This is a genomic window from Rhodoferax sp. GT1R46 (assembly GCF_056521285.1).
In genome coordinates, this window is sequence record NZ_JBWMBC010000001.1 from 846238 (window position 1) to 871201 (window position 24964).

The window sequence follows — 24964 nt, forward strand, 5'->3', positions numbered from 1 at the left end:
TCATGTTGCATCGAATCCTCTCCAATGACATGCCGCGCAGCCGCTGGCTGGCTGCTTTGCTGGTGCTGCTGGTATTGGCACTGGCGCTGACGCCTTTTATTTTCCCTGGCGTGAAAGCGCTCAATGTGGCTGCCAAAGTGCTGGTGTTCATTGTGCTGGTAGCGAGTTTTGACTTGTTGCTGGGCTACACCGGCATTGTCAGCTTTGCGCACACCATGTTCTTTGGCATTGGTGCTTACGGCATTGCAGTGGCCACCACCCGCATGGGCGCCACATGGGAAGCATTGGCTGTGGGCCTTGGCGGCGCATTGGCTTTGTCGTTTGCGCTGGCGCTGGTGGTAGGGCTGTTTTCATTGCGGGTGCGAGCGATCTTTTTTGCCATGATCACCTTGGCTGTGGCATCGGCATTTTTGACGCTGGCGTCGCAGTTGCACGAAATCACGGGCGGTGAGGATGGCTTGTCCTTCAAAGTGCCCGAGGTGCTGTCGCCCAGTTTTGAATTCAGCGAAACGCCTTTTCTGGGTGTGTCGCTGGATGGCCGCTTGCTGTGCTACTATCTGCTTTTTGTAACGGCAGTAGTGCTATTTTTGGCCTTGCTGCGCATCGTGAATTCACCCTTTGGCCGGGTGCTGCAAGCCATTCGCGAAAACGAATTCCGGGCTGAAGCCATTGGCTATCGCGTGGTGGTGTACCGCACCACATCCGCCATTCTGTCAGCGTTGTTTGCCTGTATGGCGGGTGCCATGCTGGCGCTCTGGCTGCGTTACAACGGGCCTGATACCTCGCTTTCGTTTGAAATCATGATGGATGTGTTGCTGATTGTGGTAATCGGTGGCATGGGCACGATGTATGGCGCGGTCATTGGCGCGGCACTCTTCCTGGTGGCGCAGAGTTATCTGCAGGATTTGCTGCGCGTGGTTAGCGAGGCGACCAGTTCGCTGCCTTGGTTATCTGCATTGTTGTCACCGGACCGCTGGCTGCTCTGGCTGGGTGTGCTGTTTGTGCTGTCGGTTTACTATTTTCCAACCGGTGTCGTGGGGCGCTTGCGGACTGCGTCGATCAACAAACGAGGTTGCGTATGAGTTTCTCGTCCCGGTACATCACCTGCTCGGGACGCGAAATCCATTACACCGAATGGGGCTCGCCTGAGGCACCGCTGGTGATTGCCTGGCACGGCCTGGCCCGCACCGGCCGCGACATGGACGAACTGGCCGCACATCTCAGCACACAGTACCGAGTGATATGCCCCGACACCATCGGTCGCGGTTTGAGCCAGTGGAGCCCGCAACCCGATCAAGAGTACTGCCTGGCGTTTTATGCCCGCATTGCGGCACGGCTTTTTGACCAATTGGGCATTGAACACGCCCACTGGGTCGGTACTTCCATGGGCGGCGCCATTGGCACGGTGTGCGCGTCGGGCCTGTTTGAACCCTCGATGAAAGCGCGCATTCAAAGCCTGACTTTGAATGACAATGCGCCCGAGTTGGCGCAAACGGCCATCGACCGTATCCGCAGCTATGCCGGCAGTCCGCCCGCGTTTGCAACGGTTCTTGAACTGGAAGCTTTTTTCCGCCAGGTTTATAAACCCTACGGGTGGTTGAGCGATGTGCAGTGGCGCCGCCTGACCGAAACGTCCACCCGCCGCTTGCCCGATGGCCGGGTGACGCCGCACTACGATCCGGCCATGGTGCAGCAGTTCATCAGCCATCCGAACGACTACGACATCTGGCCCCACTACGACGCATTGCAAATCCCGGTGTTGTGCCTTCGCGGTGCCGAGTCGGATCTGGTGTTGCCCGAGACCCTTCAGACCATGCAGCAGCGTGGTCCGGGGGCGGCGGGGCTTTTGCAGGTGGTGGAGGTGCCCGGCTGCGGCCACGCGCCGGCGCTCAATGTGCCGTCGCAGCTCGACAGCGTAGCGGCGTTTATTGCCGGGGCTGCTGCGTAGTCGCCCGCTTCAAAAATTCCTGGTACGGTACCTCTGGCACCAGCAGGCCACCGGTGGTCCACACCACATGGTTGGCGCCGGCATGGGCCAGCGGGTTGCCCTGCAAATGCAGTGGCCCGCTAAAACCCGCAGCGGCAGAGGGCTCCAGGCGCAAACCCTCGGTGCCTAGTGCCATAGCCAGGTGATCAAAAAGCGTTTGGTCTTCAACCGTGAACGCGCCCGCCAACAAGGGCCGCATGATCTGGGCGGCCAGCAAGGACGCACGGGGTACCGCCAGACCATCAGCCTCCGTCTGGTTGGTCAGGCCCACGTCATAAACTGAACGGTGGCTGTCGACAGGCGACAGCATCTGCAGCAGAAAGCACGGTGACTGCACGGGTTCAGCGAAAAAGCAGTGAACGTGGGATCCGTAGAGCTGGTGCAGGCCCCAGGCAATACCGGCCGGTGCGCCGCCGACTCCGCAGGGCAGGTACACCAGCAAGGGGTGGTCGGCATTGACCACCACCTCCTGGGCCTGCAACTGGGTGCGCAGGTGCAGTGCTGCGGCGCTGTAGCCAATCAATAAAGAGAGCGAGCGCTCGTCATCAACAAAATGGCACAGGGGGTCTGTTTCGGCCCGTTGGCGTCCTGCGGCCACCGCTTGCTCGTAGTCCCCCGCGTGTTCGACTACCTGCACCCCCCGCAGTCGAAGGCGCTCTTTTTTCCAGTCTTTGGCGTCAACGGACATGTGCACCGCGGCGCGAAATCCCAAGGCGGCCGCCATCACGCCAATAGCCATGCCCAGATTGCCTGTGGAGCCCACCGCGACCTGGTATTGGGCAAATAACGCACGTGCGGGTGGTTGCGCCAGTGCGCGGTAGTCGTCGCCGGGTTGAAGCAAGCCGTGTTGCAACGCCAGGCGCTCGGCCAGTTCCAGCACTTCATGAAAGCCACCGCGGGCCTTGATCGAGCCTGCCACGGGCAGGCTGTGATCAGCCTTTACCCATAGTCGACCTTGCGCAGGCGGCAGGTGCAGAGCGCGCTGCATCGCTGGCACAGGCACTAGGGCCGACTCGATGAGGCCATTGGAGGCAGCCAGTTCGGGAAACAGCACTGCCAGTAAAGGGGCAAAGCGTTCGAACCGGTCCTGCGCGGCCTGCATGTCGGGCAGGCCAAGCGGGGTATCACCCACCACCGTGGTTGCTGGCGGCTCAGCCGTCCGATGCGGGTTGATCCACAGCAGCGGGCGGGCAGCCGACAGCGATTGAAGAATCAACGCCAGTGGCCGTGGCCATGGCCCCGGTAGCCACCACCCCAGTACCCGTACCCCAATTCAATGGAAACGGGTGGGTAATAGGGACGGTAGTAGGGACGCGTGTAGTACGTCGGATAGGCCTCCTGGGTCACGATGACGTTGGAAGGCTGCACGTAGACGGGTTGGGTCTGGATCACGTTATTGGCAGGCGCGGCCATTTGGGTGCTGGCGCCCACGGCTGAAACCTGCAACTGAATGGTCGGACCTGGGTCTTGCGGCATTTGAACGGCGTACTGCTTGCCACCAAATTCATAGACCACGTTGTAGCCCACAGCCCGGTTTTCATAGGAGTTCTGCAATGAACACCGTTGAACGTTTTGGTACTGCGCAGGTGGCGCACCTTCAATACGGTCCCCTACGACCGCACCACCGATAACGCCCAGCATGGTGGCAGCAGCCCGACCAGCGCCCTGACCCACGGCGTTGCCAAGGGCGCCGCCCGCAATGGCACCCATCACCGCGCCACCACCGGATTTTTGCTGTTGTACCTCGATTTGCTCGGTAGAACACACCTGTCGGGGAACCCCCACCTGCTGCATGATGGGTGTGGAAGAAATGACCCGGCCCACTGCGCCGCCCATATCCTGCGCGAAGCAGAACCCGCTTGCAGCGACCGACACGGTTACCAGTAGTAGTTTTTTCACGATAGCAACTTCGAAGTTTATAAGTGGCTCCAGCATGCTCCAGTGCACCATCCGATGCGTTGAAGTTTGATGAAGGTCGGGTAAAGACCCGCAACTCCATTAACGTTTCACGGGCACGGGTCGGTTGACCACGGTATGGCGGTCGGTATTAAATAGGCTTCTAGCCCCCGTGGAATATGCGCAAGCAGCTATAAAAAATATAGCGGAACAGCCGGTGAAGATCTTTCGCCTACTGCTTTGCGCCCAGGGCCAGCGCTGCCGCGCGCTGCGCTGCCATGGCACTGGTGTCCGGCTCAGCCTGGGTAGGCCAGCCGGCCAGATGCTGCTGGGTCACATTGCACAGGGCGGTGATCCACTCAGGGTCGTCGTTCAGGCAGGGGACGTAGAAGAATTCCTTGCCACCCGCGTGCAGAAAGGCTTCGCGGGCTTCCATACTGATTTCTTCCAGTGTTTCCAGGCAGTCGCTGGTAAAGCCGGGGCACACCACATCGACCCGCTTCACCCCCGCCTTGCCCATCGCGATCAGCGTGGGTTCAGTGTAAGGCTCCAGCCACTTGGCACGCCCAAGCCGGGACTGGAAGGTGACCTTGTACTGGTCCTTGCTGAGGCCCAGCTTCTCGCCCAGCAGGCGCGCGGTTTTGAAGCACTCGCAGTGGTAGGGGTCACCCAGATGCAGGGTGCGCTCAGGTACACCATGAAAGCTCATCACCAACTGGTCGGGTCGACCATGGGCCTTCCAGTGGCGCTGAATGCTGGCAGCCAGTGCGGCGATATAACCCGCATCGTCGTGGTAGTGGTTGATAAACCGCAACTCAGGCAGCGCGCGTGTTTTGAGCGCCCAGGTGTAAACCGCGTCAAACAGGCTGGCCGTGGTAGTGGCGCTGTATTGCGGATAAGCCGGCACGATGAGCACGCGGGTTACGCCCTCGGCCTTCATGGCATCGAGTTGGGAGGCAATCGACGTGCTGCCATAGCGCATGGCATAGCGCACCTTGACCTGGTGGTTGCGCTGGCCCAGCCAGCCTTGCAGCAGCTTGGCCTGCTTTTCGGTCCATATTTTGAGTGGCGAGCCCTCAGGCGTCCAGATACTGGCGTACTTGGCAGCCGACTTGGCGGGGCGAAACCGCAAAATGATGCCGTGCAGGATCAGCATCCACAGCAGGCGCGGGATTTCCACCACCCGGTGGTCGCTTAAAAACTCCGCCAGGTAGCGGCGCACGGCCGCAGGAGTGGGGGCATCGGGCGTGCCCAGGTTGCAAAACAGGATGGCAGTACGCGGCGTCTGGCCATGGGAGTAGGGGGGTTCTTTTTCAAAAGGCATGGGGTATTCTCCCGCACCTATGCTCGAACTTTCGAAAATCAAGGCAATAACCCTGGACCTGGACGACACCCTGTGGCCCATCTGGCCGACCATTGTGCAAGCCGAGAAGCAGTTGCATGCGTGGCTGCAGGTGCACGCGCCGGCCACCGCAGCGCTGGCTGCTGACCCGCACGCACGGCGTGCATTGCGGGCAGAGACGGAAGCCCGCTGGCCTGAACTGGTACATGACCTGGGCGCCCTGCGCAGGGAGGCCATCCGTTTGCAGCTGCAGCGCGCGGGAGACGACGCCACCCTGGCAGAGCCGGCCTTCGAGGTCTTCATGGTCGGGCGCATGCAGGTGACGCTGTTTGACGATGTGCTCCCTGCTCTGGCCTGGCTTGCAGAGCGCATGCCCTTGGTCGCGGTTTCCAACGGCAACGCCGATGTACACAGAGTCGGTATTGGTGAATATTTTTTCGCGAGTGTCAACGCCCGCGATGTCGGGGTGGGCAAGCCCGACCCGCGGATATTTCACGCCGCAGCCAAAGCCGTGAATCTGGCCGCGCACGAGGTGCTGCACGTGGGCGACGATGCCGCGCTGGATGTGGTGGGTGCCCTGGGCGCAGGCATGCAGACGGTGTGGGTGAACCGCGCCGAGCATTTGTGGACCCAGGGCCAGCATCCCCACGCCACGGTTGCCGATTTGGCGGAACTGTGCGATCTGCTGGGGCGCACCAGCCTGAACTAGGGCCGCAGTGTGAGGGTGCTTTGGGTATGTGCCTTGACGTCTGCTGAACTGAGGTACTGCGGTACATAGACGCCGGCCATGAAACGCTCGGCTTGGTCCGAATAATGGGTGTCGAACAGCACGCCGCTTTGGCCCACCGGGTTGATGCCGACCGCTTTGCTGGCATCCGCAAAATCAATCACCCGCCGGGTTGACGGACCGTAGCTCACCGCCCAGGGCGAGGTGCCGATATTGCCCGAGAAATTATTGGGTGTTTCACGCCCACCCGGAGCGGCAAACGGCCCCACGTTGAAAAGCAGGTTCAGTGGTTTTTGCATGCCCAGTGGGTGGCCATGGGTCAGGGTATGTGCGTTGCCCCATTTCCACTGCAACAGGTCTTTTCCGTGCTGCGATTCGAGGTGTCTGAGGGTGTTGTTCCAGGCGATGCGTATGGTTTCGAAGCGGCTTTCCACGGGTTTGGTGCTCACGTTGTCCCACCACGGGGAGCTGGCATCGGCCACCAACAGCGGCAACGCGCTGTCCAGTGCGCGGGTTTTCAACAGGTTATTGAATTGCACTTCGCCCATTTCGTCGGCCATCGCCGCATGGGCTATCTCGTATAACAGCTGACTGAACAGGAGTGCGGCAATGCTGTCCCGGGTGTAGTCGCCATCCCACAGCTCCAGGGGTTCGAGAAAGGCCTTGTCATAGGGATCCGTGGTGACAGCCTTGAGGATGGGCATCAGATCCTTCAGCATGCGCGGGCCATAGCCGTTGCCGCTGTCAAGTTGCAATGCCTCGGCGCCAGCGGTATCCCATTTGCGTCCGGGCTCGCGCAGCGCGGAGTCCAGCCGCTGCACCCGGTCCGGCAGGTTGTAGTAGCCGGGTACGGGCACACCGCTGCTGGGTTTGGGCTGGTGATTGGCCGACACGATGTAGCCGCGCGCCGGGTTCTCTTCCTGCGGGTTGAAGCTGAAGTTGTAAAACCCGGGTTTTTCGGCCTCACCGGTGCCGCCGTTCAAGATAAAGGACGGGTTGACGCCTTCCGGGCGGATCGGCAATCTGGCCGCAGCCCACCAGCCAATGTCGCCGCTCGCGTTGGCCCACACGATGTTGAGGCCGGGTGCGTGGATTTTCTCAGACGCAGCCCGTGCCTTCTCAAGAGTGTCAGCGCGGTTGAGGTCGTAGAACGCCTGCAAAATCGGGTTTTCGGTTTCGAGAAACGCCCACCACAGGGCAATCGGCGTGCCACCCAGGCTGTCCTTGAAAGCGTCGGTGATGATGGGCCCGTGGGGCGAGCGACGCAAGGCCAGTTGCACATCGGCTGCACCTTTCACCTTGATGGTTTCCGTGCGGGTTTGCAGGTCCACCCATTGCCCCTGAATCCAGACTTGGTTGGGGTTGTCCGGGTTGGCCTTTTCGGCAATCAGGTCGACGTCGTCGTTCTGGAACATGGTCAGGCTCCAGCCAAATTGCTGGTTGTGTCCCAGCAATGCCAGCGGGTTGAGCGCCTGGTAATGGCCATACAAATCAAACCCGGGAGATGTCAGATGCGCCTCGTACCAGACGGCGGGTGCGGAGTAGCCAATGTGCGGGTCGCCTGCCAGCAGGGGTTTGCCGCTGGCGGTGCGTTTGCCTGAGATGGCCCAGGCGTTGCTGCCCTCAAACTGGGGCACGCTGGCGGCCTCCAGCGCATCCTGGCTCAGTGCGGCCAGCTGGTTCAGACCCTTCCAGTCTTTGGCATCCAGCGCGACCACGCCCTCGGGGTGCCATTCCAGGTCAAACACGCGCAGGTAGTCGGCCCCCAGCTTGTCGCGAATGAAGGTCATGGCCGGTTCGGTCTTGAAGGCGGCTGCAAAGCTGTACGCCAGGTAACCGGAGACGGCAAACGTGTCCTGTGGCGTGAAAGGGCGTTTGGGGATACCCAGAATGTCGAACTCCATCGGGGCCGGATGGCCCGCCTGGAATTGGTTGATACCGTCCAGGTAAGACAGCAGTGCAATCCCCACTTTGCTGGCCGGATCCATTTTGGCCGCCATCTCATCGGCCTTGACGCGGATGCCTAATGTGCGAAACAGCTTGTCGGTTTCCAGCAGCTTGGGTCCCAGCACTTCTGCGAGTTCACCCCTGGACAGGCGCCGCACCATTTCCATCTGGAACAGCCGGTCCTGCGCATGCACGTAGCCCAGGGCTCGGTACAGGTCCGTCTCATTTTCGGCGCGAATGTGGGGCACACCCCTTTCGTCATATGCCACGCTGACCGGTGCCTGCAATTGTTTCAGGGCGACGGACCCACTGCGCACGGGCTGTTTGGTGTGAATGAACCAGGCGCCGGCACCGCCAGCGGCCACTGCGGCAGCGATGACGGTGGCCGCCCCTATTTTTAGCGCGATATGCATGAATTGCGTCTCCTCGTATGGAGTCATCATACGCAATGGCGATGTCAGCTTCGCACCCGTCTGCGGCGGGCTTGCTGGCAGGCGCGGCGGTAGGCGAGCAGGGTTTTCTCGGCATGGCCGAGCACGCTGTCGGCAGGGTAAGGTCCTGGTGAAAGGTCCTGTGGCAATCCACTGGGTAGACCCATCATCAACTCCAGCCCTTCGCCCACATGGCGCGCGGTGTAGACATGGAACAACCCTTGATTAACGGCGTTGAGTACCGTGGGGTCCAGCATCAGGTGGCGCCGGTTGCGATCCGGAATCAGCACGCCCTGGCGGCCGTCCAGCCCCGCGGCCTCGCAGACGCGAAACCAGCCTTCAATTTTTTCATTGATGCCGCCTACCGGCAGCACTTCGCCATGCTGGTTGACCGCGCCGGTCACGGCGATACCTTGCCTGAGGGGCAGGTCCGACAGCGATGACAGCACAGCGAACAGTTCGGCGCAGGAGGCCGAGTCGCCCTCCACCCCGCTGTATTCCTGCTCGAAAACGATGGAGGCGTTCAGCGCCAGCGGTGCAATAGGGGTAAACAGTGCAGTCAGGTAGCTGTGCAGGATCAGCACACCCTTGTCGTGGATGGGGCCTGACATTTCCACTTCGCGCTCGATGTTCATCAGTCCTTCATTGCCCGCATGGGTGCGCGCGGTCACGCGCACTGGCAGGCCAAAGCGCCAGTCGCCCAGATCAATCTGGGTGAGCCCGTTGATCTGTCCAATCTGTTCACCTGTCAATGAGATCAGATGGTCGCCTTCGGCGATGGATTCGCGCAGGCGCTGTTCGGGGTAGTCGTGGCGCAGGCGGCGCGCGGTCAGGGCGTGTTCCACATCTGACGCTTCCACCACGCTGCCTGCACGGGCCCGGCACACGCTGGCGCTCTCGGCTACCAGGGCCTCGGTGTGGGCAAAGATGGCGCTTTGGCGCGTCTGGTCATCCACCTCGCGGTGCGCGTCTTCCAGCAACCGGGCAACGGCCGCGCTGCTGAAATGCGGCAGGCCCAGCTTGCGGCAGGTGTGGGCGACGAAGATTGCGGTGCCACTGCGGGTGTCTTGGCTGGCGAAAAAGCTTTCTGCAAAGTCGACTTTCACCCGAAAACGCCGGGCAAATTCGGGGTCGGCTTCCTGAACCTCGTAGTACTGCTCCACGGAGCCAATCAGCACTATCTTGAGCTCCGCATCGACGGCCTCGGGCTCCAGCGACACGGCGGCCATGGGCATGAGTCCGGCACCGGGTTCCTCAATCTGCACACGCCCGCTGCGCAGGAAGCGGCGCAGCTTTTCCCACACCAACTCATCGGCCAGCAGGTCGCGCAAATGCAGCAACAGAAAACCGCCATGGGCTTTCAGCAGGCTGCCCGCGCGAATGCGGGAAAAGTCGGTCAACAGCACGTCTTCTTCCGCCTGGTACTCAATGCTGCCAAACAACGCGCGAAATACCGGGTTTTCTTCGACGATGACCGGTGCACCTGTGAGGCCATGGTTGTCCACCACCAGGTTCACGGTGTAGTGCAACAGCAATTGCACCAGTGCGTCGCGCCGCACCTGCTCGTCTTCTTCCTCGTCGAGAGGCGAAAAGAGTTCCATATGCTCCAGCACGTCGTGCATTACCTGGTCGAGGTAAGTGCCGAGTTTGACGGAGTCCTTGATCTGCTTTTGCAGGCTGACGCGGATCTCCTGCAACTCACGGTCCAGCAGCGGCATGACGATCTGGCGGCGCAGGGCCGCCAGTGCCTCGTTCATGACGCGCTCCACTGGGCGAATTTTTTCCATGAAGCGCGCAATTTCTGCACGCAGCGCCTGCTCGTCGCGATCAATCTCGGCACGGCGTTCCTTGGGCAGCGCGCGGGCCTCGGCCTCGGTCAGGGCTTGCCCTTTGCTTCCCAGCAAGGTAAAAACCAGTCGACCCTCTTCGCGAAACAGCGTGAAGTGGCGCGCCTCGGCGAAGGCGTCAAGCTCGGCATAGGCCTTTGACTCTTCTGTTTTGTAGGCGCCCTGGATGCGCGTGCTCTCGGCTTTGAAGTCTTCGCTGGCCAGGCGCAGGGGAATCTCGTTTTGCAGTGTGTGCGACAGCGTCACCATGAGCTGGCGCAGTTGGCGCCCCTGACCGGCGGGCATGCGCAAGGCGCGCGGATGCTCGGGCGCATCAAAGTTGTGCAAATAGCACAGGTCGGGTGGAACCGGGCGGCCGGCGGCTACGGTCTGCATGACTTGCAACAGCAGCGAGGAGCGGCCGCTTCCCACTTCACCCAGCACAAACAGGTTGTAGTCGGGCTGCTCCATGGCCAGCCCGAAGCGCGCTGCTTTTTCAGCACGGTCCTGCCCAATCCAGGGCAATGGCTGCTGTACCAGCTCGGATGTGTCGGTGAATCCCAGCGAATCGGGAAGGATGGACAGGCGCAACGCGGCACTGGGCAGGCTTGTAACGGTCATGGAGCTTGTGCTGTGCGTTGGTGGGAACCGGTTGAACAGGCGTCTAGTGGGGGTCGTGTGACGAGTGCAGCCGCATGCGCAAGCCCAAGTCGGTGCGCGAGTCGGCATTGGCCAGAGCGGTCTCCTGGTCGATCAAACCCCGCTGGAAGAGCTCCAGCAGTGACTGGTCGAAACTGTGGGTACCCATGACGCTGGTTTTCTCCAGCGACTCTCGCAGGCCATCCACCGCACCGCGCTGGATCAGGTCTGCGATATGGGCCGAGTGCAGCAGTACTTCGGTTGCCAGAACCCTCCGGCCGGTGAGGCCCGGCAGCAGGCGCTGTGACACGATGGCCTGCAGGTTGAGGGACAGATCCATCAGCAGTTGCGCGTGCGCTGGCTCGGGGAAAAAGTTCAGGACCCGCTTGATGGCCTGGCTGGCATTGGCTGCGTGCAGGGTGGAGATGCACAGATGCCCCGTCTCCGCGTAGGTGATCGCCTGTTGCATCGTCTCCTGATCCCGGATCTCACCAATGACGATCATGTCGGGCGACTGGCGCATGGCGTTGCGCAGGGCACTGGAGAAGCTTAGGGTGTCGACGCCCACCTCGCGCTGGTCCACGGTCGATTCGCCATGCTTGAACAGGTACTCGATGGGGTCTTCTACCGTGAGAATATGGCCGGCATGGTGCTTGGCCCGGTAATCCACCATGGAGGCCATTGTGGTGGTTTTACCCGAGCCCGCAGCCCCCACGATAAGTATCAGACCGCGTGGCAACATCGCCAGGTCACGCACTGTGGGGGGCAGCCCGAGGTTTTCAAACCCTGGTATTTGGGCATTCACCTGTCGGGCGACCAAAGCGGTTTCGCCGCGCTGCTGGTAGATGTTGACGCGAAAGCGGCCAATGCCGTCGGGCGCATACGACATATTGCATTCCATCGTGCGTTCGAAGTCGGCAATGGCTTGCGGCGTCAGAGCCGAGTAGGCCAGCTTGCGCACCTGACCGCTCTGCAGCGAGGGCAGCGGCAGGGTCTGGACCTTGCCATCTATCTTGACCTTGGGTACGGCGCCGGTTGTGAGGTACAGGTCTGAAGCGCCGCACTCCACCATCGTGCGCATTAGCGCATGCAGATCGTTGTTGTCCATGAATAGGTCTCCGGTTGACAGGCTCTAGGGTCTCTTGGCGAGATCGTATGCCGGACTGCGCAGGAAGGAAACCGCAGGATGCCGGTTTCTTGATCTAGGGCAAGTTTCCGGCTGCCCAACCGCTGCGTACAGCGCCTTCGAGCGTAGCCGGGTAGGGCCCGTCGACGTAGTCACCGGCCGCCAACAGGCCGGGGGCAATGGCCTGCGGTGGGCGCACCAGGCTGGGTGTGCAGGCGAATGTGGCGCGCTTTTCCACGACGGTTTGTACCGGCTGTAGCGCGGGCAAGCCCAAACCGGCAAGCTGCCGCTCGGCTTGGGCGAGGACGGCGGCCTGCAGGGACTCGCGTGACCCGTCACTGGCACTGACCACAAAAGCCAGCAAGCCTTCTGGACCACCGAGCTGACCCCGGTCAAAAACGAACTGCGCCGGTGCATCCGGTGCGCTGCGCAGCGCCAGCATGGGGTGCGGCAAACGGGCCTTGCGCTTTGAATCCATCGCCAGAGCATAGACGGTGGCAATGGCTTCAAAGCGCAAGGCAGCGGCAGCTTCCGCCCAGTCAATAAGTTTTTTTGCTATGAATTCAGGAGCTGTCTGCGCAGTATCTGCGAGGGCTAGCGCCGCATGGGATGATGAAGTCGCCCAGACCACCCGGTCAAAGGGTTCCCCGTCAATCAGCCAGTGGGGCGACTGCCAGCGCAACTGCTCCACCCTCTGGCTGGTATGGATGGTGGCACCGCTCTGCACGACCCAGCTGGCAGCCGCAGCCGGGAACAGGGCCGTCAGGTCGGTACGCGGCAGCAGAAGGTGGGATCCGCCCCGAATGCCGAAAAGCGCGTCTTTGAGCACGCGCAAGAAGACCTGGGCGCTGGCTTGCGAAGCGGGGGTGTTGAGGGCCGAGACGCACAGGGGCTCAATCAACTCGTGCAACACGCGGGGCGCCAGGCTGGTGCAGAGTTGCGCCACCGAGAGGCCGGGCGCACAGGTGAAGCCCCGCATTTGCCAGGTGATGGACGCGCGCATCAACGACAGCCGGTCGCTCCAGCGCCAGCCCCGTGCGGTGGTAATGGCGGCCAACGCATCCAGTGGCGCAGGCCAGGTGGCGGCCCAAATGGGCGTTTGCAGGCCGGTGCCATCGGCAAAGGGCAGGGCGAGTGGGCGGCGCAGCAGCGCGGTGTCCGGGTCGATTCCCGCCAGGCGCATCAGGCGCAGCGTCTCGGTGTAGGCGCCTATCAAAATGTGCTGGCCGTTGTCCAGCGTGATGGCGGTGCCATCGGGCAGTGTGGCACTCAGGGCGCGTGCGCGGCCACCCAAGGTTCGGGCCGCCTCAAACACCGTGACGGCATGCCCCGCCTCGCAACCAGCCATTGCGGCAGCCATGCCGGCCCAGCCACCACCCACGATGGCAAGCTTCACATGCTTCCCAATGCTTGGACTTTCCACGCCAGCCACATCTTGCGCAGCGGCGTCAGGCGCACCCGCTGGTTCAGCACCTGGAATTTGTCGGCCTCTATTTCGCGTAGCAGCGTGCGGTAGATGCTGGCCATCATCAGTCCGGGCTTCTGCGCGCGGCGATCCGCAGAGGGCAGCAGTGCCAGCGCTTCGTCGTACAGGCCATGGGCGCGTTGCGCCTGGAATTGCATCAGCGCAGCAAAGCGTTCTGAATAAGTACGCTTCAAAATTTCATGGGCCTTGACATCAAACTGCTGCAGTTCGTTCACCGGCAGGTAGATGCGCCCGCGCAGTGCGTCTTCGCCCACGTCGCGAATGATGTTGGTGAGTTGCAGCGCCTGGCCCAGTTTGTGGGCGTATTCGGTGGTTTGGGGCTGGGTCTGGCCAAAAATACGCGCCGCGACCTCGCCCACCACACCGGCTACCAGGTGGCAGTAGCGTTGCAGGCCGGGGTAATCCAGGTAACGGGTTTGTTCCAGATCCATCTGGCAGCCTTCGATCACCGCCTGCAGATGGCGCTGCTCAATGCCGAAGTCGGTTGCCAGTGGCATCAGGGCCTGCATGACCGGGTGGCTGGGCTGGCCGCCGAAGGCTTTGGCGACCTCAGTCTGCCACCATGCCAGTTTGGTGGCGGCAACGCTGGGGTCAACCATGTCGTCCACCACATCGTCCACTTCCCGGCAAAACGCATAAAAGGCGGTGATGGCGGCGCGCTTGGGCGCAGGCAAAAACAAGAAGGCGTAGTAAAAGCTGCTGCCCGAGGCGGCGGCCTTTTCCTGAACATATTGCGCTGGTGTCATGGGCTTATTGTCACACCAAGAATGACCCTCAAAGTGCGCCAGTCCGGGATATGCCGAAGCTCAAACCACCGGGATGCAACGGTCTTTCGCTATTTGCAGCGAGCCATGGTCACCAGATGGCCTCCTAGAGTCGGGATCGCCACAAAAGGCTCGGTTTTGGTCCACATGACGTCATAGCCGTTGCGGCAGTAGTCGTATTCCATAAGCCATTCTTGCAGCCAAGTACTGAAATAGGGACTGTTTCTTTCAGGCGATTCCGAAGAAAAATACGTGTTCTCAATCACGAATCGCGCCTCACCGGATTCCGTGATGAATGGCTGAAAAGTGGATCGCGCGGCACGGGTCATGGGCGCTTGCGAAGCGAAATAGGAAGCGCACCCAGAAAGTGTGGCCACTGTGATCAATCCGGAAAAAATCCAAAGAAGGCGTTTCATACATCAATTCCCTGTGAAAGCAAGCAACAACGTGGCGCCCTTGTGGATGATAGGGCAGGTGGGGGGCGCATCAGGATTGTCTATTTCAATGCGGTTATCACTCAGGCTTGAGGGCGCTGATCCTCAGGCGCAGGGCATTGGTAATGACCGAAACCGAACTCAGGCTCATCGCGAGCGCCCCGATCATGGGCGACAACAACCAGCCGGTGAACGGGAATAACACCCCGGCCGCGAGCGGTACGCCGAGCAGGTTGTAGACGAAGGCGAAGGCAAGGTTCTGCTTCATGTTGGCCACCGTCGCAACCGACAGGGCACGCGCCGTTGCGATGCCGCGCAAATCACCCTTGACCAGCGTGAGTTGCGCGCTGTTCATCGCCACGTCCGTGCCGGTGCCCATCGCGATGCCGACGTTGGCTTTCGCCAGGGCCGGCGCGTCGTTGATGCCGTCACCGGCCATGGCCACAACGCGGCCTTCTGCCTGCAGGCGTTCAACTAATTGCAGTTTGTCGGCGGGCTTGACTTCGCCGTGCACCTCCTCAATGCCCAGGCGCTTTCCCACTGCCTGGGCCGTTGTCAGGCCGTCGCCGGTGGCCATGATGATGCGCAAGCCCGATTTGCGCAGTGAAGCGAGCGCCTCTGCCGTCGTGGCCTTGACCGGGTCTGACACCGCCAGCAGCCCGGCGAGTTTGCCATCGACGCCCAAGTGCATGACGCTGGCACCCTGGCCGCGCAGTTCCTCTGCCTGGCTTGCCAGCGGTGCCACATCGATCCCGAGTTGCTGCATCAACGTGGTGTTGCCCAGCGCCAGCGCCTTGCCGCCCACGACACCGCGCACGCCAATGCCCGACGCGGAGTCGAACTGCTCGGCCTTGTCCAGGGTCAGATTGCGTGCACGGGCTGCCGTAACGATGGCTGCCGCCAAGGGGTGTTCGCTGCCTTGGTCCAGGCTGGCCGCAAGGCGAAGAACATCTTCTTCGTTGAAACCGGTGGCGCCCACTGCACGCTCGAACGTGGGCTTGCCTTCAGTCAGCGTGCCGGTCTTGTCGACGATCAGGGTGTCGACCTTGCACAGGTTCTCGATCGCGGCGGCATCGCGAAACAGCACGCCCTGTGTTGCACCACGACCGGTAGCGACCATGATGGACATCGGTGTGGCCAGCCCGAGCGCGCAGGGGCAGGCAATGATCAGCACCGTCACGGCATTGATCAGACCATACACCCAACTTGGCTGGGGTCCGAATACCCCCCAGCCGAAGAAGGTGAGCAGGGCAACGCCCACCACGCCATAGACGAAATAGGCCGCCACCGTGTCGGCCATGCGCTGCATGGGAGCGCGGGAACGCTGCGCCTGTGCGACCATCTGGACAATTTGCGAGAGCACCGTCGCTGACCCCACATGCTCGCTGCGCATCAGCAGCGCACCACTGGTATTGAGCGTGGCGCCTATGAGCTTGTCGCCGACCCGCTTCGTGACCGGCAGCGGTTCACCGGTCAACATCGATTCATCCAGCGCGCTGCTGCCCTCCAGCACCACGCCATCCACCGGCACCTTCTCGCCGGGGCGCACGCGCAGGCTGTCGCCCTCATGTATGTTGGCGAGCGGCACGTCTTCCTCGCTGCCGTCAGGCTTCACCCGGCGCGCGGTTTTGGGCGCCAAACCGAGCAGCGACTTGATCGCCGCCGAGGTCTTCGAGCGCGCCTTCAGTTCGAGCAACTGACCGAACAGGGTCAGCGAGATGATGACGACCGCGGCCTCGAAGTAGACCGCGACCCGACCCATTGAAATGAAAGACGCCGGGAATACTCCAGGCGCCAGCGTGGCGACCACGCTATAGACAAAGGCGGCGCCGGTACCCAGGCTGATCAGGGTCCACATGTTGGGGTTGCGCTGGACTACCGACTGCACGCCGCGCACGAAGAACGGCCAACCAGCCCACAACACGACGGGCAGGGAGAGGGTCAACTCGATCCAGCTCTGCGTGGCCATGTCGAACCAGCCGAGCTGGTGGCCGAACATCGCCAGGGTTGTCACGACCACCGTGAGCGGCAGCGTCCACCAGAAGCGGCGGGTGAAGGAGATCAGCTCGGGATTCTCATCGTCATCGAGCGTCGGAACGACGGGTTCCAGAGTCATGCCGCACTTGGGGCAGTTGCCAGGGTGGTCCTGGCGGATCTCCGGGTGCATCGGGCAGGTATAGATGGTGCCGGTACCGGCTGCGGCGCCTTTCGGGGACGGTTCTGGCGCCGGCTGTTCTGCTTGCATGTGACGGTTCATCATTGCGTTCGTGGGTGTGGTCAAGCTGCTCACTTGCCGCCGCGCTTGAAGAACAGAGCGACCAGAGCGATAACAACAACAATCACCAGAATCGGCGTCCATGGTCCACCGTAGCCACCCATCCAGCCAGCGCCCCCGGTACCACCATTCATCATATTGCCGGCCTGCGCCAATGCGATGTCGGTGGTCAGCAGCGCCAGAGCGCCAAATCCCAAAGCAGCCGGGGTTTTCATCAGTTTTCTCCGTCAAAATCAACGGTTCAATTTATGCTGAAATCTTCCGGCTGTCGGTGTGCTGGCAGACATACGCGCTCATCGCGACCTACGGCCCTCAGGGCACCGTGCAATTCCGGCAGCTTTGGGCGATGAACAGTCGTTGACAAGAATTCTTTGGATGCCATCGCGTGGACAGCCAGTACCGTGTTTGAGCAGGATGTGGGTATTTCTGCAGCGTTTCCTCGTTCTACATCCAAAGGGCCCGCCACACCATGACCGGAAAGTCCCACCAGCGCAGGGTGGGGCGCCGGGTGAGGGTGGCAAAGTGCAGTGCCTCGATTTTGTCCAGAATGCGCAGGCCACCTTGCACCACCAGACGCAGTTCCCAGCCGGCGCGCCCAGGCACCTGGTGTACCAATGCAGCACCTTTTCGCATGCTAGCCCCCGCGGTTGCTGCGCAAGCAGCTATCAATTGTGTAGCGTTATCCGTTTGTCGCAACGCCAGTAGGTCCTCCTGCGCCACCCCAAACTGCGCGCAGTCTGCCTGCGTCAGGTAGTAGCGGCCCCGGGGAATGTCCAGACTCAGGTCTTGCCAGAAGTTGATCAACTGCAATGCGGTGCAAATGGCATCGCTGCGCTCCAGTGCCAGCGCGTCGGTTACACCATAGAGGTGCAAGAGCAGGCGGCCCACCGGATTGGCCGAGCGGCGGCAGTAGTCCAGCAGTTCGACCGGGTCGGAGTAACCCGCGCCCGCGCGGGACTTTTCGATGTCCTGGACGAAGGCGTCCAGCAGGTCGTGCAAAAGCTGGGGCGGCAGTGGGTGCGACCGGATGGCTGCTTCCAGGGGGCCGAAAACTTGCGGCCAGCGGGTACCGGGGCTAGGGGAGGCTTGGCAAGCGGCAACCAGATCCTGGCGATACGCAAGCAACGTGTCCAAGCGCAGCTGCGGCGTGGCATCACCCTCGTCAGCAATGTCATCGGCGGTGCGGGCAAAGTGGTAAATCGCGGAAATCGGCGCGCGCAGGTGCGCCGGGCACAAAAAGGAGGCGACCGGGAAGTTCTCGTAGTGGTCAATCGGGACAGGGGAGGCGGCGCGGGTAACGGATTGGGGCATGTGCCGATTCTCGTCGCGGTTGACAAGCATTCTTGTTTAAACTAAATTACTAACCATTCGGTCATTAAAATAAACGTGACCGACATCCAACCTTTACACGCCCACTCCCACCATGTCCATCAAGTCCATTCCCACTGCGGTGATGCTGATTGCGGCAGCCCTCGTGCTGACTGCCTGCTCCAAGCCCGCTCCGACCGAAGAACCCATTCGCGCCGTCAAAGTCATCACCGTGGGTGTCGAGGGCATGCTTTCCGGCGCCGAGTTTGCGGGCGAGGTGCGCGCGCGGGTCGATTCGCGCCTGGGCTTTCGGGTGGGCGGCAAGATCGTTCGGCGGCAGGCCGAGCTGGGGCAGCGCGTGAAGGCGGGCCAAGTACTGGCACAACTGGATCCGCAGGATTACCAGCTGGCCGCGCAAGCCGCCAAAGCACAGGTCGCAGTGGCGGCCACCAACCGCGACCTGGCAGCTGCCGATTTCAAGCGCTACAAAGAGCTGCGTGACCAGAATTTCATCAGTGGTGCCGAGCTGGAGCGCCGCGACGCCACCCTCAAGGCGGCCCAGGCACAGGTTGACCAGGCGCAAGCCCAGCTATCGGGGCAGGGCAATCAGGCGGCTTACACGACGCTGGTGGCTGATGTGTCGGGTGTCGTGACGGCTGTCGAGGCAGAGCCCGGCCAGGTCGTGGCTGCAGGTACGCCCGTCGTGCGCATTGCCCAGGATGGCCCACGCGATGTGGTGTTTGCGGTGCCGGAAGACCGGGTCGCGTTGATCAAGCCGGGATCCATAGTGGACGTGCGGGCCTGGTCGGCTACCGTGGCGCTCAAAGGTGTGGTGCGTGAGGTGGCAGCCAGTGCAGACCCTGTCACCCGCACGTTTGGCGTCAAAGTGTCGCTGGATGCCAAGGATGCGTTGCCTCTGGGCACGACGGTATCGGTGGTGCCCCACGCGTTTGATCGCAGTGGTGTGCCGGTCATCAAGCTGCCCACCAGCGCCTTGCGCCAGGACGGCAAATCATCCGCGGTGTGGGTGCTCGACACAGCCAGCATGACCGTGAAGCTGCAACCCATCCAGATAGCAACCGCCGACGGCAATGACGTGGTGGTGGCCGCTGGCTTGCAGCCAGGCATGCAGGTGGTGGCAGCGGGTGTGCATGTGCTGTCGCCCGGCCAGAAAGTCACGATTTATAAGGAAAAAGGTGCTGTAGCCCCCGTCAATCCTGCGTCGGCAGCTATGAATTCCGTAGCGAAGTGAGGCAGCCATGAACCAGGAACAACCCAAAGCGGGTTTCAATCTCTCCAAATGGGCACTGGATCACTCGGCGCTCACCCGCTATCTGATGATCGTGCTGATGATTCTGGGCGCGACGGCCTACTTTCAGCTGGGGCAGGATGAAGATCCGCCGTTCACCTTTCGCATCATGGTGGTGCGCGCTTTCTGGCCCGGTGCCACGGCACAGCAGATGGCCGAGCAGGTAGCCGACAAGATCGAGCACACCCTGCAGGAGGTACCCAACGCCGACAAGATTCGCAGCTACTCCAAGCCCGGTGAGTCCACTATTCTGTTCCAGGTGAAGGACTCGACCAAGGCCACCGATGTGGCCAACATCTGGTACACGGTGCGCAAGAAGGTGGGTGACATCCGTGGGACCTTGCCGTCCGGGGTACAGGGTCCATTTTTCAACGACGAGTTTGGCGATGTCTTTGGCGTGATTTACGCGCTGGAGGCTGACGGTTTCTCGAACGCCGAGGTCAAGTCGTTTGCGGATGACGTACGCCAGAAATTGCTGCGCGTGACCGACGTGAACAAGGTGGAGCTGTTCGGCGCGCAGGACGAAAAGCTGTACATCGAGATTTCGCAAAAGCGTCTGTCCCAGCTGGGGCTGGACCTGAACCAGGTTCTGGCACAACTGGGTCAGCAAAACGCAGTGGAATCCGCCGGTGCGATGCAGACGCCGCTGGATGTGGTGCAGGTGCGGGTGGGCGGCCAGTTTGAGGCGGTCGAGCAACTCAGCGCCATGCCGATTCGGGGTAGCTCTGGCAACCAGCTGCGCCTGGGTGATATCGCAGAGGTCAAGCGTGGCTACGTCGACCCACCGACCGTGAAGGTGCGCCACCAGGGCAAACAGGTTATTGCGCTGGGTGTGTCCATGGCCAAGGGCGGAGACATCATTGCCCTGGGCAAGGCGCTGGCCACCGCCACTGAGAAGATTGAAACCACGCTGCCAGCCGGCATTCATCTGGTCAAGGTGCAGGACCAGCCCACGGCGGTGACCAAGTCCGTCAATGAATTTGTCGGCGTGCTGATTGAGGCCATTGCGATTGTGCTGGCGGTGAGCTTTATCAGCCTGGGGCTGCACAAGCGTTCCAACAGCACCCATTGGTACAACCGGTATTACGTGGACCTGCGCCCGGGTCTGGTGGTGGGTATCACCATTCCGCTGGTGCTGGCACTGACCTTTCTGGGCATGTGGTACTGGGGCATTGGACTACACAAAATATCGCTGGGCTCACTCATCATTGCGCTGGGTTTACTGGTGGACGATGCCATCATTGCGGTGGAAATGATGGTGCGCAAGATGGAGGAGGGCTACGACAAGGTGCGTGCCGCGACCTTTGCCTACGAAATCACCGCAATGCCCATGCTCACGGGCACGCTTATTACGGCGGTGGGGTTTTTGCCCATCGGCATTGCCAAGTCTTCCACCGGCGAATACACCTTTGCCATTTTTGGCGTGACCGTGCTGGCGTTGGTTCTCAGCTGGCTGGTGTCGGTGTACTTTGTGCCCTACCTGGGCACCTTGCTGCTCAAGGTCAAACCGCATGGCGTGGGTGATGAGCCGCACGAGCTGTTCAACACGCCTTTTTACAACACCTTCCGCAAAACCGTGAACTGGTGCGTGGAGCACCGCTGGATCACCATTGGCCTCATGCTGCTGACGTTTGCACTGGGCATTGTGGGCATGGGGCGGGTGCAGCAGCAATTCTTTCCGGACTCCGCGCGCTCCGAAGTGCTGCTGGACGTCTGGTACCCCGAAGGCACCTCTTTTGCCGCCAACGAGCTCACGACCAAGCGCATTGAGGCCCGTCTGTTGCAGGACCCCGATGTGGGCACCGTGAGCACCTGGGTGGGTTCGGGGGTACCGCGTTTTTATTTGCCGCTGGATAATATTTTCACGCAGAGCAACGTGTCGCAGTTCATCATCGTGCCCAAGGATTTGAAGCTGCGCGAACCGCTGCGCATCAAGATGCCGGCGCTGATAGCGCAGGAGTTTCCCGAGGTACGGGCCCGCGTCAAAATTCTGCCCAATGGGCCGCCTGTGGCCTACCCGGTGCAGTTCCGGGTCGTCGGCGGTGAGCCCGCAGTGTTGCGCGAGCGAGCCGATGAAGTCAAGGCCGTGCTGCGCGCGAGCAGCAACACCCGAGGCGTCAACGACAACTGGAACGAGTCGGTCAAGGTCATCCGCCTGGAGATTGATCAGACTAAAGCGCGGGCTCTGGGTGTTACCAGCCAATCCATCGCACAGGCTTCCAAGACCATGTTTTCCGGCACCCCGGTCGGTCAGTACCGGGAGGGGGACAAACTGATCGACATTGTGTTGCGCCAACCGCAGGACGAGCGCAACGCCATCACCGATGTCGCCAACGCCAACCTGCCCACGGCGAGTGGCAAGTCGATTCCGCTCACGCAGATTGCCAAACCCACGTTTGCGTGGGAGCCCGGTGTGATGTGGCGTGACAACCGCGACTACGCCATTACGGTGCAGGGCGACATCGTCGAAGGCTTGCAGGGTGCCACGGTAACGGCCGAGCTGCTGCCGAAGTTGCGCGCGCTGGAGGCTACCTGGAAAGCCAACGGAATGGGGGCTTACCGCATTGAAGTGGCTGGCTCCGTGGAAGAGAGCAGCAAAGGTTCCGCGTCCATTGCGGCCGGCATTCCCATCATGTTGTTTGTGACCTTTACCTTGTTGATGCTGCAGTTGCACAGCTTCAGCCGCTCCATGCTGGTGTTTTTGACCGGGCCACTGGGCATTGCCGGTGTCGCGGCTGCCCTGATGGTGTCGGGGCGTCCGTTCGGATTTGTGGCGCTGCTCGGCGTCATCGCCCTGATGGGCATGATTCAGCGCAATTCAGTGATTTTGATCGACCAGATTGAGCAGGACCGGTCTGCGGGCATTCCTGCATGGGATGCGATTGTGGAGTCCGCGGTACGCCGTTTGCGCCCCATTGTGCTGACCGCCGCTGCCGCCGTGCTGGCCATGATCCCGCTTTCGCGCTCGGTTTTCTGGGGCCCCATGGCGGTTTCCATCATGGGCGGGCTGATTGTGGCAACGGTGCTGACATTGCTGGCACTGCCCGCGATGTACGCGGCCTGGTTCAAGGTTCGCCGGGAGACGCCCGTAGCAGGTTAAACTAGCGGGCTGACCGATTTCAAATGGGTGGTCAAAGCTCTGCAGGCAGCGTCTGTAGGTGTTTTTGATCCCCTGTTTCTGTTTTTTGCGCGGGTGGCGAAATTGGTAGACGCACCAGGTTTAGGTCCTGACGGTAGCAATACTGTGCGGGTTCGAGTCCCGCCCCGCGCACCACATATCTGAAAATTAGCTAGTTTAGGAGACTGATCATGGCCGTTACTGTTGAAACTCTGGAAAAGCTGGAGCGAAAAATCACGCTGAATCTGCCTGTGGGCGCAATCCAGTCGGAAGTGGATGCCCGTCTGCGCAAGCTGGCCCGTACCGTCAAGATGGATGGCTTTCGTCCCGGCAAGGTGCCCATGAACGTAGTGGCCCAGCGTTACGGCTATTCGGTTCATTACGAAGTGATGAATGACAAGGTCGGCGAGGCGTTTGCCACCGCTGCCAACGAAGCCAAGCTGCGCGTCGCCGGCCAGCCCCGCATCACCGAGAGTGAAGCGTCTCCTGAAGGCCAGATGGCTTTTGATGCCATTTTTGAGGTGTACCCGGAAGTCAAGATTGGTGATTTGTCAGCTGCAGAAGTTGAGAAAATCAGCGCAGAAGTGACGGATGCGGCCATCGACAAAACCGTGGAAATTTTGCGAAAACAGCGTCGCACCTTCGCCCAGCGTCCCCAGGACGCAGCTGCGCAGGACACCGATCGCGTGACGGTGGACTTTGAGGGCAAAATCGACGGCGAACCTTTCGCTGGCGGCAAAGCCGAAGCATTCCAGTTCATCGTGGGCGATGGCCAGATGCTCAAGGAATTCGAAGAAGCGGTGCGCGGCATGAAGGCTGGCGAAAGCAAGACTTTCCAGCTGGCATTCCCTGCCGATTACCACGGCAAAGACGTGGCTGGCAAGACGGCTGACTTCATGGTCACACCCAAGAAGATCGAAGCGGCACATCTGCCCGAAGTAGACGGTGCACTGGCCAAGTCGCTGGGCATTGCAGATGCGACCGTGGAAGGACTGCGTGCTGACATTCGCAAGAATCTGGAGCGCGAAGTCAAGTTCCGCCTGCTGGGTCGCAACAAGCAGGTGGTCATGGATGCTTTGCTGTCCAAAGCAGAACTCGACCTGCCCAAGTCCATCGTGCAATCGGAGGTGGACCGCATGATCGAAGGCGCCCGTGAGGATTTGAAGCAACGCGGCGTCAAGGATGCAGACAAGGCACCGATTCCAGCTGACATGTTCCTGCCCCAGGCTGAGCGCCGTGTGCGTCTGGGCCTGGTCGTTGCGGAATTGGTACGCACCAATGAACTGCAAGCCAAGCCAGATCAGATCAAGGCACACATCGACGAATTGGCGGCCAGCTACGAAAAGCCCGCGGACGTGGTGCGCTGGTACTACGGCGACAACCGCCGTATGGCCGAGGTGGAAGGCATCGTGATTGAAAACAATGTGACCGACTTTGTGCTGGGTAAAGCCAAGGTTAGTGAAAAAGCGGTTTCGTTTGACGAATTGATGGGTCAGAACTGAGGTCCGGTTCGCCATTGAGGCGAACGGATTGAAAGCGGATGGGGCTTGAGCAGGGCTTGCAGTTCTGCAGGCAAGCCCCATTTGCATTCAGGAATTGAAATATCGGTACAGTCAGTACACTTTTTTGGAGACGCTATGAATGTGAAATACGGAGCGACGGGCGGAATGGACATACAGGCACTTGGCATGGTTCCCATGGTCATCGAGCAGTCGGGCAGGGGCGAGCGCTCCTATGACATCTACTCGCGTTTGCTGAAAGAGCGCGTGATCTTTCTGGTGGGTCCGGTCAACGATCACGTAGCCAATCTGGTGGTCGCGCAGCTGTTGTTTCTGGAGAGCGAGAATCCTGACAAGGATATTTCCTTCTACATCAATTCACCTGGCGGCTCAGTGAGCGCAGGCATGGCTATTTACGACACCATGAACTTCATCAAGCCGGAAGTGTCGACGCTTTGCACCGGCATGGCGGCCAGCATGGGCGCATTTTTGCTGGCAGCGGGTGCCAAGGGCAAGCGGTTTTCCTTGCCTAACTCCAAGGTCATGATCCACCAGCCTTCAGGCGGTAGCCAGGGTCAGGCGACGGAAATTGAAATTCAGGCCCGCGAAATTTTGAAGACGCGTGAACAGCTCAACAAGATTCTGGCTGAGCGCACAGGTCAGCCACTGGAGCGCATTGAACGCGATACCGAGCGTGACTACTACATGTCGGCCGACGAGTGCAAAGAGTATGGCCTGATTGATCAGGTGATTTCAAAACGCGCCTGACCAGCGGAAAGCGGGTTCCAGGCGGTGTCTTGCGGTGACGCAGACACCGTTTTTATTTGAGTATCATTCGGATATCTTCCGA

General features: G+C 60.9%; 19 protein-coding genes and 1 tRNA gene. 8 read left to right on the forward strand and 12 right to left on the reverse strand.

Translation table 11 applies throughout. The annotated features are described in order from the left end of the window. The first annotated feature begins 2 nt into the window (after nt 1-2). Nucleotides 3-1082 carry a branched-chain amino acid ABC transporter permease gene (locus AC097W_RS03945; RefSeq protein ID WP_479601006.1) on the forward strand — a complete coding sequence of 360 codons (1080 nt, stop codon included), beginning with the start codon at nt 3-5 and terminating at the stop codon, nt 1080-1082. Then, nucleotides 1079-1948, forward strand: coding sequence for an alpha/beta fold hydrolase (locus AC097W_RS03950; RefSeq protein ID WP_479601007.1), 870 nt, complete (start codon nt 1079-1081; stop codon nt 1946-1948). The genes AC097W_RS03945 and AC097W_RS03950 overlap by 4 nt, the downstream gene beginning before the upstream one ends. Here the strand turns inward: AC097W_RS03950 and AC097W_RS03955 are convergent. The 3 genes from AC097W_RS03955 to hemH all read right to left on the reverse strand — a co-directional run bounded on the left by AC097W_RS03955 (nt 1926) and on the right by hemH (nt 5207). Further along, a complete protein-coding gene (locus tag AC097W_RS03955) occupies nt 1926-3245 on the reverse strand; it encodes a D-serine ammonia-lyase (protein ID WP_479601297.1) in 1320 nt (439 codons plus the stop codon). The two genes, AC097W_RS03950 and AC097W_RS03955, sit on opposite strands and share 23 nt — an antisense overlap. Continuing rightward, a complete protein-coding gene (locus AC097W_RS03960; RefSeq protein WP_479601008.1) occupies nt 3200-3886 on the reverse strand; it encodes a glycine zipper 2TM domain-containing protein in 687 nt (228 codons plus the stop codon). Before AC097W_RS03960 ends, AC097W_RS03955 begins: the two co-directional genes overlap by 46 nt. A gap of 229 nt (nt 3887-4115) precedes the next feature. Next, nucleotides 4116-5207 carry a ferrochelatase gene (gene hemH, locus AC097W_RS03965; RefSeq protein ID WP_479601009.1) on the reverse strand — a complete coding sequence of 364 codons (1092 nt, stop codon included), beginning with the start codon at nt 5205-5207 and terminating at the stop codon, nt 4116-4118. Between the two features lie 19 nt (nt 5208-5226). Between hemH and AC097W_RS03970 the strand changes: the two genes are divergently transcribed. Next, a complete protein-coding gene (locus AC097W_RS03970; protein ID WP_479601010.1) occupies nt 5227-5934 on the forward strand; it encodes an HAD family hydrolase in 708 nt (235 codons plus the stop codon). Here AC097W_RS03970 and AC097W_RS03975 read toward each other — a convergent pair. The 9 genes from AC097W_RS03975 to hpnC form a co-directional block, all read right to left on the reverse strand. Next, a complete protein-coding gene (locus tag AC097W_RS03975; protein WP_479601011.1) occupies nt 5931-8312 on the reverse strand; it encodes a penicillin acylase family protein in 2382 nt (793 codons plus the stop codon). The genes AC097W_RS03970 and AC097W_RS03975 overlap by 4 nt on opposite strands. A 44-nt stretch (nt 8313-8356) precedes the next feature. Beyond that, complete coding sequence (locus AC097W_RS03980; protein ID WP_479601012.1) at nt 8357-10777, reverse strand: Lon protease family protein; 2421 nt, start codon at nt 10775-10777, stop codon at nt 8357-8359. Nucleotides 10778-10820: 43 nt separating this feature from the next. Continuing rightward, on the reverse strand, nt 10821-11903 hold the full coding sequence (locus tag AC097W_RS03985) for a PilT/PilU family type 4a pilus ATPase (RefSeq protein WP_479601013.1): 1083 nt from the start codon (nt 11901-11903) through the stop codon (nt 10821-10823). A 94-nt stretch (nt 11904-11997) separates the two neighbouring features. Next, nucleotides 11998-13317 carry a hydroxysqualene dehydroxylase HpnE gene (gene hpnE / locus AC097W_RS03990; RefSeq protein WP_479601014.1) on the reverse strand — a complete coding sequence of 440 codons (1320 nt, stop codon included), beginning with the start codon at nt 13315-13317 and terminating at the stop codon, nt 11998-12000. Beyond that, on the reverse strand, nt 13314-14153 hold the full coding sequence (gene hpnD, locus AC097W_RS03995) for a presqualene diphosphate synthase HpnD (RefSeq protein ID WP_479601015.1): 840 nt from the start codon (nt 14151-14153) through the stop codon (nt 13314-13316). Before hpnD ends, hpnE begins: the two co-directional genes overlap by 4 nt. An 89-nt stretch (nt 14154-14242) precedes the next feature. Next, the gene (locus tag AC097W_RS04000; RefSeq protein WP_479601016.1) at nt 14243-14587 is read right to left on the reverse strand and encodes a hypothetical protein; all 345 of its coding nucleotides are present in this window, start codon (nt 14585-14587) and stop codon (nt 14243-14245) included. Nucleotides 14588-14684: 97 nt separating this feature from the next. Beyond that, nucleotides 14685-16862 carry a copper-transporting P-type ATPase gene (locus tag AC097W_RS04005; protein ID WP_479601298.1) on the reverse strand — a complete coding sequence of 726 codons (2178 nt, stop codon included), beginning with the start codon at nt 16860-16862 and terminating at the stop codon, nt 14685-14687. Between the two features lie 29 nt (nt 16863-16891). Further along, a complete protein-coding gene (locus AC097W_RS04010) occupies nt 16892-17095 on the reverse strand; it encodes a hypothetical protein (RefSeq protein ID WP_479601017.1) in 204 nt (67 codons plus the stop codon). Between the two features lie 229 nt (nt 17096-17324). Beyond that, nucleotides 17325-18191 (reverse strand): squalene synthase HpnC, encoded by an 867-nt coding sequence (gene hpnC, locus AC097W_RS04015; RefSeq protein WP_479601018.1) that lies wholly within the window; start codon nt 18189-18191, stop codon nt 17325-17327. A 112-nt stretch (nt 18192-18303) separates the two neighbouring features. On the opposite strand from hpnC, the gene AC097W_RS04020 reads away from it, so the two are divergent. From AC097W_RS04020 to clpP, 5 genes are all read left to right on the forward strand, one after another. Beyond that, nucleotides 18304-19440: an efflux RND transporter periplasmic adaptor subunit gene (locus tag AC097W_RS04020; protein ID WP_479601019.1), complete on the forward strand. Its 1137-nt coding sequence runs from the start codon at nt 18304-18306 to the stop codon at nt 19438-19440. A gap of 7 nt (nt 19441-19447) precedes the next feature. Further along, complete coding sequence (locus tag AC097W_RS04025) at nt 19448-22597, forward strand: efflux RND transporter permease subunit (RefSeq protein ID WP_479601020.1); 3150 nt, start codon at nt 19448-19450, stop codon at nt 22595-22597. 87 nt (nt 22598-22684) lie between these two features. After that, nucleotides 22685-22771 (forward strand) — tRNA-Leu (locus tag AC097W_RS04030). Between the two features lie 35 nt (nt 22772-22806). Continuing rightward, nucleotides 22807-24117: a trigger factor gene (tig, locus tag AC097W_RS04035; RefSeq protein ID WP_479601021.1), complete on the forward strand. Its 1311-nt coding sequence runs from the start codon at nt 22807-22809 to the stop codon at nt 24115-24117. A 135-nt stretch (nt 24118-24252) separates the two neighbouring features. Continuing rightward, complete coding sequence (gene clpP / locus AC097W_RS04040; protein WP_479601022.1) at nt 24253-24882, forward strand: ATP-dependent Clp endopeptidase proteolytic subunit ClpP; 630 nt, start codon at nt 24253-24255, stop codon at nt 24880-24882. Nucleotides 24883-24964 lie beyond the last annotated feature (82 nt).